Source organism: Dactylosporangium sp. CS-033363 (assembly GCF_050942475.1).
GTDB lineage: Bacteria > Actinomycetota > Actinomycetes > Mycobacteriales > Micromonosporaceae > Dactylosporangium.
Genome location: NZ_CP192032.1, coordinates 10,253,575 through 10,269,811, shown reverse-complemented (window position 1 = coordinate 10,269,811; position 16,237 = coordinate 10,253,575). Strand labels below are relative to the sequence as shown.

Genomic DNA, 16,237 nt, shown 5'->3' with positions numbered 1-16,237 from the left:
GGGCCGCACCGTGGCGGCCGACCAAACTTTTTTCTGCAAGGAGTGACACGACAGTGGCCACTATCGAAGCAATCGGCGCGCGGGAGATCCTCGACTCGCGGGGCAACCCGACGGTCGAGGTCGAGGTCGTCCTCGACGACGGCACCCTGGCCCGGGCGGCGGTCCCCTCGGGCGCCTCCACCGGCGCGTTCGAGGCCAACGAGCTGCGCGACGGCGACAGCAAGCGCTACCTGGGCAAGGGCGTCGAGAAGGCCGTCGAGAACGTCAACGAGCGCATCGCCGAGGCCGTGCGCGGGTTCGACGCCACCGAGCAGCGCCTCGTCGACCAGGCCATGCTCGACCTCGACGGCACGCCGGAGAAGTCCGAGCTCGGCGCGAACGCCATCCTCGGCGTCTCGCTCGCCGTGGCCAAGGCCGCGGCCGACTCGGCCGGCCTGAGCCTGTTCAAGTACCTCGGCGGCCCGAACGCGCACCTGCTGCCGGTGCCGATGATGAACATCCTCAACGGCGGCGCGCACGCGGACTCCAACGTCGACATCCAGGAGTTCATGATCGCGCCGGTCGGGGCCCCGACCTTCCGCGAGGCGCTGCGCACCGGCGCCGAGGTGTACCACACCCTCAAGTCGGTGCTGAAGAAGAAGGGCCTGGCCACCGGCCTGGGCGACGAGGGCGGCTTCGCCCCCAGCCTGCCGACCAACGCGGCCGCGCTCGACCTGATCGCCGAGGCCGTGGAGAAGGCCGGCTACTCGCTGGGCAGCGACATCGTGCTCGCGCTCGACGTGGCCGCCACCGAGTTCTACAAGGACGGGTCGTACGGCTTCGAGGGCGGCACCAAGTCGTCCGCCGAGATGATCGCGTACTACACGTCGCTCGTCGACGCGTACCCGATCGTGTCGATCGAGGACCCGCTGAACGAGGAGGACTGGGACGGCTGGAAGGCGATGACCGAGGCGCTCGGCGGTCGCATCCAGATCGTCGGCGACGACCTGTTCGTCACCAACCCGCAGCGCATCGCCCGGGGCATCGCCACCGACACGGCGAACGCGGTCCTGGTCAAGGTCAACCAGATCGGCTCGCTCACCGAGACGCTCGACGCCGTGGACCTCGCCCACCGCGCCGGCTTCCGCACCATGATGAGCCACCGCTCGGGTGAGACCGAGGACACCACCATCGCCGACCTCGCCGTGGCCCTGGGCACCGGCCAGATCAAGACCGGCGCGCCGGCCCGCTCCGAGCGGGTGGCGAAGTACAACCAGCTGCTGCGCATCGAGGACGAGCTCGACGACGCGGCGCGCTACGCCGGTCGCGGGGCCTTCCCGCGGTACCGTTAACCGTTCTTGACCGCCCGCGGCCTTCACGAGGTGGAGGTCGCGGGCCGTGCGGACCTTGGGGGAGGGCATGCAACCGCGGAGCAGGCCAGGCGGGCGCTCGTCCCCTCGCAACGTCAACGCGCGCAACGCCGGCACGCGGAACATCGGCGCGCGCAACGTCAGCAAGGGCCGGGCCCCCTCGCGGCCCATGGTCGCCCGGCGGGCGGTGGCCACCGGTGGCGCCGCGATGCGCACCCGGGCCCCGCAGCCGCGCCGGTTCACCAGCCGGGCCGTGGTGCTCAGCCTGATCCTGCTCGTGCTGCTGCTCGCCTACGCCTACCCCGTGCGGGTGTATCTGGCCCAGCAGGCCGAGATCGCGGCCCTCGAGCAGAGCCAGCAGCGGCAGGCCGTGAAGGTCGCCGAGATGCAGGCGCGGGCCAAGAAGTGGGACGACCCGGAGTACGTGATCTCCCAGGCCCGCCAGCGCCTGCACATGGTGCTGCCGGGGGAGAAGCCCTACGTGGTGGTGGACCCGGCCAACAACCAGCAGACCGACCCCGACGAGCTGCCGGGCGCGCCGAAGCAGCCCCGGGCCTGGTACGGCAAGTTGTGGTCGAGCGTCGAGGCGGCGGACAAGCAGTGACGGACTTTCAGAAGGCCACCGACGAGGATCTCGCGGTGGTCGCGGCCCAGCTCGGCCGCACGCCCCGCGGCACCCGGGCGGTCGCCCACCGCTGCCCGTGCGGCCTGCCCGACGTCGTGGAGACCACGCCCCGGCTGCCCGACGGCACGCCGTTCCCGACGCTGTTCTACCTGACCTGCCCCCGGGCCGTGCACGAGTGCAGCCGGTTGGAGTCGGCCGGCCTGATGCGCGAGATGGGCGCCCGGCTGGCCGAGGACCCCGAGCTGGCCGCGCAGTACCAGCGGGCGCACGAGGACTACCTGGCCCGCCGGGAGGCGGTCGGGCACGTGCGGGAGATCGACGGGGTCTCCGCGGGCGGCATGCCGACCCGGGTGAAGTGCCTGCACGTCCACGTCGGCCACGCCCTGGCCGTCGGCCCCGGGGTCAACCCGTTCGGCGACGAGACGGCGAAGCTGGCCGGCGAGTGGTGGGCGCAAGGCCCATGCGTGTCACTCGATGCTGGTGACGACTGACCGCAGGATCTCGTAGCCCTCGGCGTCGTCCTGCGTGCCCGTGTGCGGCCGGCGGAAGCGGCGCACCTCGACCGCGATGTCCGACAGCGCCCAGCGCAGCTGGAACAGCATGATCGTGGACGGGCGGACCAGCACCCCGGTCGCCTCGGCGTAGGCCGCGAAGATCGACCCGTCGCCCGGCTCGATCAGCCACAGGTCCCGCTCCGGCGGGGAGACCAGCACGGTGTCCCAGTCGATGAGCCGCCAGCCGGTCGGCGTGCGCATGGTGTTGCCCGAGTGCGGCTCCCCGTGGGTGAGCACCGCCCGCACCGGCTCGCCGCGGCTCTGCAGCACCAGCTCGTCGTAGCGGGCCAGCACCCGCTGCAGCGGCCGGCGGTGCTCCTCGAGCAGGTCGGCCGCCGGCACCGCGTAGGGCCCGCAGCCGGCCTCCTCGCCGGGCGCGCGCAGGGCGGCCTCGACCTCGTCGCGGTGCGGCACCGCGAAGTCGTCCACCCGCGCGTGCCGCCGGGCGATCGGCGGCGCGGTGTGCAGCCGGATGATCATGTCCAGGGTGGCCTGGCGGTGGGCGGGGCCGGTGAACGCGTTCCAGTCGAAGCTCGCGCCCTCGACGAACGGGTACAGCGCGATCGTGAACGACCCCGAGCGGACCGTGCTGGCCCCGCTCAGCGCCGGGATCGGGGCGACGACGAAGGTGTGCCCGGTGGCGTGCAGGTCGGCGGCGGTCCGCAGCGAGGCGTCGAGCTTCGCCGGATCGGCCGGCTCATCGACGTTCACGAACCAGCGGAAGCCCGCCGTGTCGGTGACCTCCCAGTGGTGGGAGCCGAAGCCGACCGGCCGGTAGCCGAGCGATTTGACCGGAATGCCCCACTCCCGGCCGATCAATGACCCGAGTGCGTCCTCGGGAAGCCCGGCCGGTGGGGTCAGCACCCAAAGAAGGTACGTCAGACTTCTTGCCAAAGCGGGACCGGATACCCGCCACATGCAAACAGTCAGATTTATGACTCAACAGGGCGCGCCATTGACAGAGCAGCTCGTGGGTGGGCCGGCCGGCCCCTTGGCCTCGAATCCCATCCGGATGGCGCCGCCCGCCTCCAGGTAGGTGTTGTACGCCTGCGAGCGCAGCACGAGCTTGCCGGGCTGCTGCTCGGCGGTGGCGCCCCAGGTGGAGGTGACGTCGACGTCCTTGGGCAGTTCGAGGTTCACCATCCAGCCCATCAGCGGCTGGCTGCCCAGGTTGGTCACGGTGACCTCGGCGTTGAAGCCGTCCTTCCACTTGCTGCGCACCGCATAGGCGGCCTTCACGGTGCCCGGTTTGCCGGTACCGGCGACGCTCGCCCCGGGCGACGCGTGCGGGGGGCCCGTCGTGCGCGCCACCGGCTTGACCGGTTGCGGGCCGGGCCCGTCCTTGGTCACGTACAGGACCGTCATGGTGCCGGCCGCCACGGTCATCACCGCTGTGGTGACCATCAGCACCCGATCGCGTGTCAGGAGCCACATCCGCGCGCCACTACCCTTGCGGTCATGGAGGTAACCGTCCGGCGGGCACGAACCGCCGACGTGCGGGGGATTCGGCGGCTGGTCGCGATGTACGTCGCCGACCGGCGGCTGCTCTCCAAGCCCACCGTCGCGCTCTACGAGGCCGTGCCGGAGTTCTGGGTCGCCGAGCGCACCGCCGACGGCACGGTCGTCGGCTGCGGCGCGCTGCACGTGATGTGGGAGGACCTGGCCGAGGTGCGCACGGTGGCGGTCGACCCGCTGCTGCGCGGGCACAAGATCGGCCATCGGATCGTCGCCGAGCTGCTCGAGGCGGCCCGCGACATCGGGGTGCGCCGGGTGTTCGTGCTGACCTTCGAGACCCGGTTCTTCGCCTCGTTCGGGTTCGTCCCGATCGACGGCACCCCGGTCACCCATCAGGTGTACGAGGAGCTGCTGCGCTCCTACGACGAGGGCGTGGCCGAGTTCCTGGACCTGGAGCGGGTCAAGCCCAACACCCTGGGCAACCACCGCATGCTGCTGCATTTGTAGGCTGGGCCCCGTGAAGCGCGTGGCGGCCATCGACTGCGGAACCAACTCGGTGCGGCTCCTGATCGCCGACATCTCCCCGGAGTCGGAGATCTCGGACGTGACCCGGCAGATGCGGATCGTCCGGCTGGGGGAGGGCGTCGACCAGACCGGGCGGCTGTCCCCGGCGGCGATCGAGCGCACCCGGGTGGCCCTGGTCGACTACGCGGCCGACATCGCCGGGGCCGGGGTCGACGCGGCCCGGATGGTGGCCACGAGCGCGTCCCGGGACGCCGGGAACGCGGCCGACTTCCGCGCCATGGTGCTCGACACGCTCGGCTTCGCGCCGGAGGTGATCACCGGCGACGAGGAGGCCCGGCTGTCGTTCAACGGCGCGGTGCGCGGCCTCACCGCCGAGGCGCCGTTCCTGGTGGTCGACATCGGCGGGGGCTCTACCGAGTTCGTGGTCGGTGAAAAGGATGTAGAAGCGGCGATCAGCGTCGACATCGGGTGCGTGCGGATGACCGAGCGGCACCTGCGCGCCGACCCGCCCACCCCCGAGCAGGTGGCGGCGGCCGAGGAGGACATCGCGGCCGCGGTGGACCGGGCCCTGGCCGCGGTCGACGGCACCCGGGCCCGCACGCTGGTCGGGCTGGCCGGGTCGGTGACCACGGTGGCCGCGCTGGCGCTGGAGCTGCCGGAGTACGACCCGAAGCGCATCCACCGCGCCCGCGTCCCGGCCGCCGACATCGCCAAGGTGACGGCCGACCTGCTGGGGCGCACGGCGGAGCAGCGGCTGCGGTACCCGGTGATGCACCCCGGCCGCGCCGACGTGATCGGCGCGGGGGCCCTGATTCTGCGGATCATCGTCGAGCGGGCCGGCATGGATGCCGTCATCGCCTCGGAGTCCGACATTCTGGACGGAATCGCCCTGTCGCTGGCGTAATTTTCGCAACGTTCACGTGTCGGATTTGCGTCACCGCAGCTCAGCACCCGTGCACGGAGCGTCACCCGGTCCGGCGTACCTCGGCCCGGGACTGCTCGCGGGGCTCGGCGTCGTCGCGGGACCACCACCAGCCGTACGTGAGCACGCCGTCACTCGGCATGGTGATGATGATTTTGGCCGGAAGGGCGCCCTCGTAGGCGTTGAACACCCCGGGCTCGCTCTGCACGAACCGGGTCACGCCGGGCAGCTCCAGGCAGGTGACGTGCAGTTCCAGCCGGCCGGCCTCGCTCGCGGTGAGGATCGTGTGCTCGACGTGCTGCAGTCCCTTGCTGTCGCTGACCGCCTCATAGTCCAGCGTGATGGCGTTGCCGCGCACCACCGAGGTCACCTTGATCCGGGCGACGAAAGGTCCGGACTCCAGGCCGTCGCCGCGCCCCCGATACACACCGGGACCGGCCGCAAGCCGTTTCAACAGATCGGTCACGGCGCACACCGTAATACGAACACGCTCAGTGCTGCGCGGGTTGGCCCTCTACCGCTATCGTGAGCCGTCTCCAGTGGGTCGAAGGGGCGGTTTCCCAAGCTCAACCGTCTTTTTGCCCGTTAGGGTGATCTTTGCGGCATACCCCGGAAGGAAACACATGTCTGATCAGTACCCGCCGCCCGGCAGCTACCCGCCACCCGGTGGCGGGGGTTACCCGCCGCCCGGTGGTGACCAGCCGCCCTACGGCCAGCAGCCGTCCTCGGGCGGCCCCTACGGCCAGCAGCCGTCTTCGGGCGGCCCCTACGGCCAGCCCGCGTCCGGCGCCCCCTACGGCCAGCAGCCGTCGTCCGGCGCCCCTTACGACCCGGCGTACGGGCAGCCCCCGGCGTCCGGCTCGCCGTACGACCAGCCGCCGGCCTACGGTGCCCCGGCCGCGCCCGGTGCCCCGTTCGGCGCCCCGCCGCCGCCTCCGAAGAAGAGCAGCGCCGGCAAGATCATTCTGATCATCCTCGGCGTCATCCTGGTCCTCGCGCTCGTCTGCTGTGGCGGCATCTTCCTGTTCGCCCGCAGCACGTGGAACGACATCGTCGACAGCGTGAACTCGGACCCGTCGAACGCCGCGGTCGGCGACTGCCTGGCCGGCGACTCGATCGGCGACAACACGTCGAAGAACGTCAGCGTCAAGATCGTCAAGTGCGACGACGCGACGGCGAAGTACAAGGTCGTGGGCATCAAGAACGGCGTGTCCCAGACCGAGGCGCTCAAGGACGAGGCCACCGTGTGCGACTCGTTCTCCGACGCCAAGTACGTGCTCTGGCAGGGCACCAACGAGGCGAGCGGCGACGCCCTCTGCCTCGACGACGCCAAGTAAGACCTCAGCAGAACAGCTTCGCAGGGCGGTCCGCGCAGCAGGCGGGCCGCCTTTTGCGTGTGCCGGTGTTCCGCGCTTGATACTACTGTGCATTGCGTACTACTCTGCATGCCGTGGACACCACCCAGCTGCTCAAGGGGGTGCTCGACCTGGCCGTCCTCGCCGTCCTGCGGGACGAGGACGGCTACGGGTACGACATCCTGCGCCGGTTGCGCGCGGCCGGCCTCGAGGAGGTCGGCGACGCCTCCGTGTACGGCACCCTCCGCCGCCTCTTCCAGGCCGGCGCGCTGAACACCTACGTGGTCCCGAGCGAGTCGGGGCCGCACCGCAAGTACTACGCGCTCAACGCGGCCGGCCGTGCCCAGCTGGCCCAGTCCGGCAAGGTCTGGCACGGCTTCGCGCAGACCATGGACCGGCTCATCCGGGAGGAGGCGAAGGCGGCATGACCGCGCCGAGCGACAGCAGTCTGGAGATCGACTTCTACCTGGAGCGGGTGGCCGCCGCGCTGGCCGACCTGCCCCAGGAGGTGCGCGACGACCTCCTCGAGGACCTGCCCGCGCACTTCGCCGAGGTGCTGGAGGAGCAGGGCGGCTCCCTCGTCGAGCGGCTCGGGCCGCCGGCCGAGTACGCCGCCGAGCTGCGCGCGGCCGCCGGGATCGAGTCCACCGGGGGCGCCGGCGGCGCGGTCCGGGCCGGGATCGACCTGGACAAGGTGCGGGAGCGGCTGCGCATCGCGGACGAGCGCTCCGGCCGGGTGATCGGCTACGAGCGCGCCTCCGACTTCCTGCGCCTGCTCCGCCCGGCCTGGTGGGTCGCGCGCGGGGTCGCCGTCGTCGTGCTGATCTTCGCGCTGGACATCATCCCCACCGACCGCCTCGACGACCCGATCGGCTGGGTGCTCATCGCCGCGGCCGTGATCGTCTCGGTGCGGCTGGGGGCGACCGGGCGGCCGCGCATGCACCGCTTCGTCGGCTACGGGATCACCGCCCTGGGGATCCTCGGCGTCCTGGTGATGGGGGCCAACCTCGACCGGCTGGGCGGCTCGACCTACTACACCCCGAACTCCTCGTACAACCCGTACGAGAACGTGCGCGACGTGTACCCGGTCGACGAGAACGGGCGGCCGCTGCACGACGTCGTGCTGTACGACCAGGACGGCAACGTCATCACGATCGGCGACCCGTACCGGTGCGCCACGGATCAGTACGGCGACGTGCGCGCGACGGTGCCCGCCTACCCGCTGTGCCCGATCGGCCGCTTCGACCCGTCCCCGTCGGTGGCGCCGTCGGCAGCCCCGTCGGTAGCCCCGTCGGCCAGCTCGACTCCCAGTGCGGTTCCTTCCGTGAGCCCTTCCCGGTAGAGCTAACGTTCGGCGGGTGGGAGACGCGCTGGACGAGCTCGACCGGGAGATCTCCGAGTGCCGCCGCTGCCCGCGGCTGGTGGCCTGGCGGGAGGAGGTCGCGGCGGTCAAGCGCGCGGCGTTCCGCGACGAGGAGTACTGGGGGCGCCCGGTGCCGGGCTTCGGCTCGCACCGGGCGCCCATCGCCATTCTCGGGCTCGCCCCGGCCGCGCACGGCGGCAACCGGACCGGCCGGATGTTCACCGGCGACCGCTCCGGCGACGTGCTCTTCGCCGCGCTGCACCGCGCCGGCCTGGCCAACCAGCCCACCAGCACGTACCGCGACGACGGCCTCACGCTGACCGGCACGCGGATCTTCTCCGCGGTGCGCTGCGCCCCGCCGGACAACAAGCCCACGCCCCAGGAGCGCGACACGTGCGCCCCGTTCCTGCACCGCGAGCTGCGGGAGATCGCCCCGGATCTGCGCGTGGTAGTTGCACTCGGCGCATTCGCGTGGGCCGCCTTCTGGCCCGCCGCCCGGGCCGTCTACGGTGTAGCACCGGCGCGGAAGGTACCGTTCGGCCACGGCACGCTGTGGCAGGCCGAACGTGCTCCCGCGTTGCTCGGTTGTTACCACGTGAGCCAGCAGAACACCTTTACCGGTCGGCTCACGCCAGGAATGCTGGACGACGTTCTCGCCCGGGCGAAAGCGCTCGCCGGGCTACCTTAGAGCGACGGGATGCTGGTGAAGGCACAGGACCGCACCTTCAGCCGATGGTTGCCGGTGCTGGGCGTCATCGCCGTCCTGCTCATCGGCGGGCTGGCCGCGTCCATGTCCTCGCCCGAGATCACCAACGTGCCCGTCCCGACCCCGGCCGCGCCCGAGCCGACGGCGACCGCGCTGCCCACCGACGAGATCGCGACCGCCGAGGCGACGCCGGAGCCCTCCCGCGACGACGAGTTCGAGATCCCCGGCTGGGTGCTCACCGCGGCGTCCGCCCTGTGCGGCCTGCTCGTCCTGGTGCTCGTCGGCACCCTCGTGTACTACCTGCTCGCCAACCGCACCGCGAAGGCCAAACCGCGGGTCTTCGTCGAACCCGAGGCGCCCCGGCCGATGGCCGCGGGCGCCGCCGAGGAGGTCATGGCGGCCGTCGAGGCGGGCATCGTCGAGCTCAGCGACACCGACACCGACCCCCGCCGGGCCGTGATCGCGTGCTGGGTGCGCCTGGAGCGCGCGGCCGCCGCGGCCGGCACCCCGCGCCTGGTCGGCGACAGCCCGACCGAGCTGGTCACCCGCCTGCTCTCGGCACACCAGGTCAGCCGGCCCACGCTCGAGGGCTTCGCCGACGTGTACCGCGAGGCCCGCTACGCCACCCACCCGGTCGGCGAGCGCTCCCGCCAGGACGCGATCGGGGCCCTCCGGCAGATCCGGGCCGAGCTCTCCGGCGTCGGCGCGAGCGCACCGGGAGGTGGTCGCGGTGCCCCGTGAGGAGCAGGTGGTCGGCCTCGACGAGCTGTTCGACAGCGGCCCGGCCGTCCCGCGCCGCGAGCAGCCGCCGCGCCCGTCCCGCCGCCCGTCCCGCCCGTTCGACTGGCGCTGGTGGGTCCGCCGGCTCTTCGTCGCCGTCGCGCTGACCACGGTCGGCTTCGGCATCCTGTACTTCGTCGGCTACCAGGTCTCCTACCCGCTGGTCCTGCTCACGATCGTGGCGGTCCAGGTGATGCGCGAGATGCTGGTGCAGGTCCGCGCGGACGAGCTGCCGGCCACCGTCACCGGCCGCGGCCTGGAGCCGGCGGCCCGCCCCGAGGATCGCCCGGGCGGCGACCGGCCCGCGTTCCGCCGCGACGGGATGCCCGCCCGCGACGGCATCCTGCTGGCCGTGGCCAAGTGGGACGACCGGTTCGTGTGGGGCGAGCGCGACCCGAACCGGTTCGCCGCCGTGGTCGTGCCCCGGTTCACCGACCTCGTCGACGCCCGGCTGCGCCAGCGCCACGGCATCACCCTGGCCGGCCAGCCCGAGCAGGCCCGGAAGCTGGTCGGCGAGGAACTCTGGCAGCTGCTGCACTACACGCCGTCCCGCGTGCCCAGCCCGCAGGACATAGCATCGATCGTCGCAAAGGTGGAGGCGCTATGAAGACGCTCGCTCCGGGCGAGGTGGGCCGGATCGCCAAAGTGGTCCTGGACCAGGTCGGCACGGTGGTCGTCGGCAAGCGCGACTCGCTGGAACTGGTCCTGGCCGGGATCCTGGCCGGCGGCCACGTGCTGCTGGAGGACCTGCCCGGCCTGGGCAAGACGCTGACCGCGCGCTCGTTCGCCCAGGCGCTCGGCATCGGCTTCCGGCGCCTGCAGTTCACCCCCGACCTGCTGCCCGCCGACGTCACCGGCTCGTTCCTCTACGACCAGCGCAACCACGAGTTCTCGTTCCGCGCCGGCCCGGTCTTCACCAACCTGCTGCTCGCCGACGAGATCAACCGGACGCCCCCGAAGACCCAGTCGGCGCTGCTGGAGGCGATGCAGGAGCGGCAGGTGTCGGTCGAGGGCGCGACGTACCGCCTCGATGCCCCCTTCCACGTGCTCGCCACGGCCAACCCGATCGAGTACGAGGGCACCTACCCGCTGCCCGAGGCCCAGCTGGACCGGTTCCTGCTGCGGGTGTCGTTCGGCTACCCGGAGGCCGACGAGGAGTGGGACGTGCTGCGGCGGCGGATGTCGCGCCGGCAGGAGGAGGCCGTCCTCGAACCGGTCGTCGACTCGGAGACGCTGCTGGCCATGCAGGCGGCGCTCGAGGACGTCGTGGTGGAGGACTCGATCGGGCGGTACATCGTGAGCCTGACCGCCGCCACCCGCGTCCACCCGCACGTGCTGGTCGGCGCCTCGCCCCGCGGCTCCCTCGCGCTGCTGCTGCTCTCCCGCGCCTCCGCCGCCCTGAGCGGGCGGGACTACGTGGTGCCCGAGGACGTGAAGGCGGTCGCCATCCCGGCGCTGGCCCACCGGATCTCGCTGCGCCCGGAGATGTGGCTCAAGCGCATCGACCCGCGCTCGGTGGTGACCGAGGTGCTGGGGCAGACGCCGGCGCCGGCCAGCGGGGCGCTGCCGACGTACGGCGGAAGGCGTGGCTGAGCGGCATGGCTGAGCGACATGGCTGACGGGGCACCGCGCTCGCACGCGCGGGCGTTCGAGCCGACCCGGGCCCTGGGCAGGGCCGTGCTGGTCGCCGGGGCGCTCGTGCTCGTCGCCGTGCTCACCGGCCGGTTCGACCTCGTGGTCATCGCCACCCCGTTCGCCATCGGCACCGCGGTGTCGCTGGTCCGCCGGCCGCGCCGGGGCCCCACGGTCGAGGCCGTCGCCGCCGAGCCGTTCCTGGTCGAGGGGGCCGACCTCGGCGTCACGGTCAACATCGGCAACCCCAACCCGGCCAACTTCGACCTGGTCGTGGTCCGCTCCGTGGTGCCGCGCTGGGTCAAGCTCAAGCACAGCGACCGCCCGTACGCGGTGAACGTCGACGGCGGCACGATCTCCGGCGTCGATCTGGAGGGCCGGGTCCTGCGCTGGGGCCGCCACCCGCTCGGGCCGGTGACCGCGCACGCGATCGCCTCCGACGGGCTGCTCGTCGGCCGGGCCGTGCAGACCCCGCCGCTGCCGCTCAAGGCGTACCCGGCGACCGAGCACTTCGACGCGGCCGAGGCCATGCCGCGCGCGGCCGGGCACGTCGGCGGGCACCGCTCCCGCCGCCCCGGCGAGGGCGGCGAGCTCGCGGGCGTGCGCCGCTTCGGCCCCGGCGACCGGCTGCGCCGCATCGACTGGCGGGTCTCGCTGCGCACCCGCGAGATCCACGTGGTGAGCACCCTGTCCGACCGCGACGCCGAGGTGGTCGTGCTGCTCGACGCGCTGCACGAGGCCGGGCGCTCGGGCGGCATCGACGGGCGCAACTCCGTGCTCGACATCACGGTGCGGGCGGCGGCCGGCATCGCCGAGCACTACCTGCACCGGGGCGACCGGGTGGCGCTGCTGCAGTACGGCGGGACGGTCCGCCATCTGCGCGCGGCGAGCGGCCGGCGGCACTACATGACCACGATGGAGTTCCTGCTCGACGTGGCGGCGAGCGAGGAGGCCGACGAGCCCCCGCCGTCGTCGTTCGGGCCGCACATGATCCAGGGCAACGCGCTGGTCATGGTGCTCACCCCGCTGCTGGACCTGCGCAGCGCGGCGATGCTGGCCAACCTGGCGCGGGCCGGGCGGTTCGTGGTCGCGGTCGACACCCTGGCCGACTCGGTGCTGCGGGTCCGCGCGACGGGCAAGTGGGGCGACGTGGCCTGGCGGATGTGGCGGCTGGAGCGCGAGGCGATCATCGGGCAGCTGCGCGAGCACGGCGTGCCGGTGGTGGCCTGGGGCGGGGCCGGCAGCCTGGACGAGGTCCTGCAGGGCGTGGCGCGGGTGGCGGTCGGGCGGACGGTGACGGCGTAGTGCTGCAGGAGCTGAGCGAGTACATCTCCGGGCGGATCGGCCGCTGGCGGGACATGGCCGCGCGGGCCTCGGCCGGGCCGCTGCTGATCCGGGCCGGGATCGCCGTCTTCGCCGCGCTGAGCCTGGTGCTGGCGTTCCCGGGCGACGTGATGCGCAACATCGCCGCGATCGTGCTGGCCGCGATCGTGGCGCTGCTGCCGGCCGCGTTCCCGCGCAGCCGGCTCGTCGGCCTGGCCGTCTTCGCCTGCGCGTTCGGATGGGTCCTGGGCACGCTCTTCTACGGCGAGGACGTCGCCGTCCCGCGCCTGATCGCGCTGTCCGCGGCGCTGTACCTCATGCACTCCCTGGCCGCGCTCGCCGCCGTGCTGCCCTACGACGCCGTCGTGTCGCCCGGCGTGATCAGCGGCTGGCTGCTGCGCGCCGGGGCCGTGGTCGCGGTGAGCGCGATCGTCAGCGTCGCGATGCTGTTCCTGGTCAAGGTCACCCTCGGCCCGGTGTACCTGGTGGCCTCGCTGGTCGGCGTGCTGGCCGCCGGCGCCCTGGCCTACCTGGTCGCCCGCCGGGCCGGCAATTGACGCCTGTGGTCGGGGTTACACCCGCCGTAACGGGCATTACATTGTCGGTCACCGGGCAGAGGATCGGCCCGGCCCGCTCCTAGCGTTGAGGACGTGGCTGCGAAGCGAATCCTCATCGTCGGCGCCGGGCACGTCGGGCTCTATGCCGCCCTGCGCCTGTCCAAGAAGCTCAACCTGCACGAGGCTGAGGTCACGGTCGTCGACCCCCAGCCCCACATGACGTACCAGCCGTTCCTGCCCGAGTCGGCGGCCGGCAACATCTCGCCCCGGCACAGCGTCGTCCCGCTGCGCCGCGAGCTCAAGCGCTGCCACGTGCTCTCCGGCACGGTGACCAGCATCGAGCACGCGCGCAAGGTGGCGATCGTCCAGCCGATCATCGGCCCGGCCCGCGAGGTCGCCTACGACCACATCGTCGTGGCGCCCGGCTCGGTCTCGCGCACGCTGCCCATCCCGGGCCTGCGCGAGCAGGCGGTCGGCTTCAAGACCATCGGCGAGGCGGTGTTCCTGCGCAACAGCGTGCTCGACCGGCTCGACGTGGCCGCGACGACCGACGACGAGGCCACCCGCCGGCGCGCGCTCGCCTTCGTGTTCGTCGGCGGCGGCTACGCGGGCGTCGAGGCGCTCGCCGAGATGGAGGACATGGTCCGCGGCGCGCTGCGGTACTACCCGGAGATCCCGCAGCACGAGGTGCGCTTCATGCTCGTGGAGGCGGCCAACCGGATCCTGCCCGAGGTGGGTGCGGAGATGGGGGCCTACACGGCGGTACAGCTGACGCGGCGCGGCATCGACATCCGCCTCGGCACGCGGCTGGAGTCGTGCGTCGACGGCCTCGTGAAGCTCTCCGACGGCGACGCGTTCGAGGCCGACACCATCGTGTGGACGGCCGGCGTGAAGCCGCACCCGATGCTCGAGGACACCGACCTGCCGCGCACCCAGCGCGGGGCGATCACCTGCAAGCCGACGCTGCAGGTGGTCGACGCCGAGGGCAACGTGGTCGAGGGCGCCTGGAGCGCGGGCGACTGCGCCGCGGTGCCGGACCTGACCGCCGCCGACCCGAACGCCCTGTGCTCGCCCAGCGCCCAGCACGCGGTGCGGCAGGCGTCCCAGCTCGCCGACAACATCGCCGCGGTGGTCCGCGGCCGCGAGCCGGTCGCCTACCGGCACAAGCACGTCGGCTCGGTGGCCGGGCTCGGGCTCTACAAGGGCGCCGCGCGGGTGTACGGCGTCAAGGTCCGCGGCGTGCCGGCGTGGTTCATGCACCGCACGTACCACCTCAGCCGCATCCCCACGCTGAACCGCAAGATCCGCGTGCTGGTCGACTGGACCCTGCAGCTCGTCCTGCGCCGCGAGGTCGTGGCGCTGGGCTCCCTGCACGAGCCGCGCGAGGCCTTCACCGAGGTCGCGGTCGCGGTACCGATTCCCCTCTTCAAAAAGGCCGCCTAGTTCCGGGCGCGCCAGACCCACACGTCGGCGACGCGTTCGCCGGGTCCGAGCAGGGCGTCGAGGGTGCTTTTCAGCGCCCCGGCGCCCTTCTGGCCGTCCGCGAGCACGAAACACGACGCGTGCCAGAAGGCGATGTCCCGCCGCAGGTCGACGCGGTCGCGGTCGGTCAGGATCGGCGCGCTGTCGTTGGCGACGGTACGGTGCAGCAGCTGCGACGTCGGCCGCGGGAACACGCCGACCGCCGAGTTGCCGCCGTCGCCGTACGGGCCGATGAACCAGCCCTGCGGGGTCGCGAAGGCCACGTCGGTCGCGGCGGCCCAGCGCATGGCCTGCGGGTCGCGCCAGTCGGGGAGCGGTACCGGAACGATCGTGCCGTCCCTGGGGGCGAAGCCGCGCCAGTAGCCCTCGGTGAAGAACCGCGGCACGGGCGCCCGCTCGACGGTCGGCAGCGGCATCGGGGCCAGCGGCACGAGCGCCGCGGTCACCGCGACCGGCACGAGCAGCTTCAGCGTCTCGGTCTGGGTCAGCGCCGTGTGCACCACGCTCGCCAGCACGAACGCGAGCAGCGGGGCGGCGGCCAGCGCGAACCGGGTCGGCAGCGCCCACTCCAGCACCGGCAGGCCGGAGAGCAGGGAGTACGGCGCCCACTGGTCCGTCCGCTCGTGCCCGGCCACGATCCGCGGGCCGAGGGCCAGCGCGCACAGCACGAGCGACACCACCGTGCAGGCCACCACGGCCGGGCGGCGCCACAGCCACAGCGTCGCGCCCAGCACCACGATGAGCAACGGGGCGCCGAAGAAGGCGGTGTACTCCGCCGGCCCGCTCGCCAGCCGCGCCGCCCCGTCGCCGCCGGCCAGGGACAGCGGCGAGATGGCGGCGAAGCTCCTGAGGTCGGCCGAGTAGAACTCCGGCTGGAACACGCCCCCGTGCGCGCTCTGCGGGCCGCGGAACTGCGTCCAGATCGGGTACGCCAGCAGCGCCCCGGCCACCGCCCCGGCGACCGCCAGCCCGCGGGCCAGGCCGGGCAGGGCGTGGCGCGGGACCGGCCGGGTGGTCGCCGCGTACGCGAGGCAGAACAGCGTCAGCGCGACGGCGGCCAGCAGCAGCACCTCCTCGCCGAGGAAGAACTGCCCCGCGATCAACAGGCCCAGCAGCAGCCCGTTGCGCGTCCTTTCGGCGAGGTGGAACACGCACCACGCGATCGGCGGCACCAGCCAGGCGGCGGTCATGTGCAGGTGGCCGTTGGACTGGCTCACCATGCCCGGGGCGAAGCCGCAGAAGGCGCCGCCGATGAGCGCGGCGAGGCGGTGCAGGCGGGCGCCGCGGGCGAACAGGAGGTACCAGCCGGCCCCGTTCGCGGCCAGATTGAGCGCGATCGCGACCGCGAACGTCACCGGCGCGCCGAACGCGAGGGTCAGCGGGGCCAGCAGCACGCCGAGGCCGACCAGCGAGGCGTTGCCGAGGACGTTGATGCCCTCCGGCGCGTTGAGCGCGGCGGTCACGAGGCCGAAGTCGCCGCGGTACGCCCGCGTGGCATAGGCGAGGAACCACTCGTCGAGCGCCTGGTCATTGGCGTTCAGGGCGAGCGCGCGGCCCGCCGGACCGGCCCAGAAACCCTTGGTGACGAGGGCGGCGGCGAGCACCATGA

19 protein-coding genes are annotated in these 16,237 nt (G+C 72.7%); 15 read left to right on the top strand and 4 right to left on the bottom strand.

The window, feature by feature from the left end; genetic code table 11:
• Positions 1–53 precede the first annotated feature (53 nt).
• The 3 genes from eno to ACQPZ4_RS47375 all read left to right on the top strand — a co-directional run bounded on the left by eno (position 54) and on the right by ACQPZ4_RS47375 (position 2,465).
• Positions 54–1,331 carry a phosphopyruvate hydratase gene (gene eno / locus ACQPZ4_RS47385; RefSeq protein ID WP_433052172.1) on the top strand — a complete coding sequence of 426 codons (1,278 nt, stop codon included), beginning with the start codon at positions 54–56 and terminating at the stop codon, positions 1,329–1,331.
• A gap of 67 nt (positions 1,332–1,398) precedes the next feature.
• Positions 1,399–1,953, top strand: a complete 555-nt coding sequence (locus ACQPZ4_RS47380) for an FtsB family cell division protein (protein ID WP_433052169.1) — start codon at positions 1,399–1,401, stop codon at positions 1,951–1,953.
• Positions 1,950–2,465, top strand: a complete 516-nt coding sequence (locus tag ACQPZ4_RS47375; protein WP_433052166.1) for a DUF501 domain-containing protein — start codon at positions 1,950–1,952, stop codon at positions 2,463–2,465. Before ACQPZ4_RS47380 ends, ACQPZ4_RS47375 begins: the two co-directional genes overlap by 4 nt.
• Here ACQPZ4_RS47375 and ACQPZ4_RS47370 read toward each other — a convergent pair.
• Both ACQPZ4_RS47370 and ACQPZ4_RS47365 read right to left on the bottom strand, forming a co-directional pair.
• Positions 2,442–3,392: a phosphotransferase gene (locus ACQPZ4_RS47370; protein ID WP_433052164.1), complete on the bottom strand. Its 951-nt coding sequence runs from the start codon at positions 3,390–3,392 to the stop codon at positions 2,442–2,444. The genes ACQPZ4_RS47375 and ACQPZ4_RS47370 overlap by 24 nt on opposite strands.
• A gap of 75 nt (positions 3,393–3,467) precedes the next feature.
• Positions 3,468–3,962, bottom strand: coding sequence for a cellulose binding domain-containing protein (locus tag ACQPZ4_RS47365; RefSeq protein WP_433052161.1), 495 nt, complete (start codon positions 3,960–3,962; stop codon positions 3,468–3,470).
• Between the two features lie 24 nt (positions 3,963–3,986).
• Between ACQPZ4_RS47365 and ACQPZ4_RS47360 the strand changes: the two genes are divergently transcribed.
• On the top strand, positions 3,987–4,490 hold the full coding sequence (locus tag ACQPZ4_RS47360) for an amino-acid N-acetyltransferase (RefSeq protein WP_433052158.1): 504 nt from the start codon (positions 3,987–3,989) through the stop codon (positions 4,488–4,490).
• Positions 4,491–4,509: 19 nt separating this feature from the next.
• Positions 4,510–5,412 carry an exopolyphosphatase gene (locus ACQPZ4_RS47355; RefSeq protein WP_433067040.1) on the top strand — a complete coding sequence of 301 codons (903 nt, stop codon included), beginning with the start codon at positions 4,510–4,512 and terminating at the stop codon, positions 5,410–5,412.
• Between the two features lie 61 nt (positions 5,413–5,473).
• Here the strand turns inward: ACQPZ4_RS47355 and ACQPZ4_RS47350 are convergent, their stop codons facing one another.
• Entirely contained in the window at positions 5,474–5,896 is a 423-nt protein-coding gene (locus tag ACQPZ4_RS47350; RefSeq protein ID WP_344620144.1) for a hypothetical protein, read from the bottom strand.
• A gap of 157 nt (positions 5,897–6,053) precedes the next feature.
• Between ACQPZ4_RS47350 and ACQPZ4_RS47345 the strand changes: the two genes are divergently transcribed.
• The 10 genes from ACQPZ4_RS47345 to ACQPZ4_RS47300 all read left to right on the top strand — a co-directional run bounded on the left by ACQPZ4_RS47345 (position 6,054) and on the right by ACQPZ4_RS47300 (position 14,589).
• Positions 6,054–6,767: an LppU/SCO3897 family protein gene (locus ACQPZ4_RS47345; protein WP_433052155.1), complete on the top strand. Its 714-nt coding sequence runs from the start codon at positions 6,054–6,056 to the stop codon at positions 6,765–6,767.
• Between the two features lie 113 nt (positions 6,768–6,880).
• Positions 6,881–7,213, top strand: coding sequence for a PadR family transcriptional regulator (locus ACQPZ4_RS47340; protein WP_433052152.1), 333 nt, complete (start codon positions 6,881–6,883; stop codon positions 7,211–7,213).
• Positions 7,210–8,127 carry an HAAS signaling domain-containing protein gene (locus ACQPZ4_RS47335; protein WP_433052149.1) on the top strand — a complete coding sequence of 306 codons (918 nt, stop codon included), beginning with the start codon at positions 7,210–7,212 and terminating at the stop codon, positions 8,125–8,127. Before ACQPZ4_RS47340 ends, ACQPZ4_RS47335 begins: the two co-directional genes overlap by 4 nt.
• A 16-nt stretch (positions 8,128–8,143) precedes the next feature.
• On the top strand, positions 8,144–8,836 hold the full coding sequence (locus tag ACQPZ4_RS47330; RefSeq protein WP_433052146.1) for a uracil-DNA glycosylase: 693 nt from the start codon (positions 8,144–8,146) through the stop codon (positions 8,834–8,836).
• 9 nt (positions 8,837–8,845) lie between these two features.
• Complete coding sequence (locus ACQPZ4_RS47325; RefSeq protein WP_433052143.1) at positions 8,846–9,595, top strand: DUF4129 domain-containing protein; 750 nt, start codon at positions 8,846–8,848, stop codon at positions 9,593–9,595.
• Positions 9,585–10,241: a hypothetical protein gene (locus ACQPZ4_RS47320; protein ID WP_433052141.1), complete on the top strand. Its 657-nt coding sequence runs from the start codon at positions 9,585–9,587 to the stop codon at positions 10,239–10,241. The genes ACQPZ4_RS47325 and ACQPZ4_RS47320 overlap by 11 nt, the downstream gene beginning before the upstream one ends.
• Entirely contained in the window at positions 10,238–11,227 is a 990-nt protein-coding gene (locus tag ACQPZ4_RS47315) for an AAA family ATPase (protein WP_433052138.1), read from the top strand. Before ACQPZ4_RS47320 ends, ACQPZ4_RS47315 begins: the two co-directional genes overlap by 4 nt.
• 9 nt (positions 11,228–11,236) lie before the next feature.
• The gene (locus tag ACQPZ4_RS47310) at positions 11,237–12,571 is read left to right on the top strand and encodes a DUF58 domain-containing protein (protein WP_433067038.1); all 1,335 of its coding nucleotides are present in this window, start codon (positions 11,237–11,239) and stop codon (positions 12,569–12,571) included.
• Positions 12,571–13,146, top strand: coding sequence for a hypothetical protein (locus tag ACQPZ4_RS47305; protein ID WP_433052135.1), 576 nt, complete (start codon positions 12,571–12,573; stop codon positions 13,144–13,146). Before ACQPZ4_RS47310 ends, ACQPZ4_RS47305 begins: the two co-directional genes overlap by 1 nt.
• Positions 13,147–13,239: 93 nt before the next feature.
• The gene (locus ACQPZ4_RS47300; RefSeq protein WP_433052132.1) at positions 13,240–14,589 is read left to right on the top strand and encodes an NAD(P)/FAD-dependent oxidoreductase; all 1,350 of its coding nucleotides are present in this window, start codon (positions 13,240–13,242) and stop codon (positions 14,587–14,589) included.
• Here ACQPZ4_RS47300 and ACQPZ4_RS47295 read toward each other — a convergent pair.
• Positions 14,586–16,235 (bottom strand): hypothetical protein, encoded by a 1,650-nt coding sequence (locus tag ACQPZ4_RS47295; RefSeq protein ID WP_433052129.1) that lies wholly within the window; start codon positions 16,233–16,235, stop codon positions 14,586–14,588. The genes ACQPZ4_RS47300 and ACQPZ4_RS47295 overlap by 4 nt on opposite strands.
• Positions 16,236–16,237: the final 2 nt, after the last annotated feature.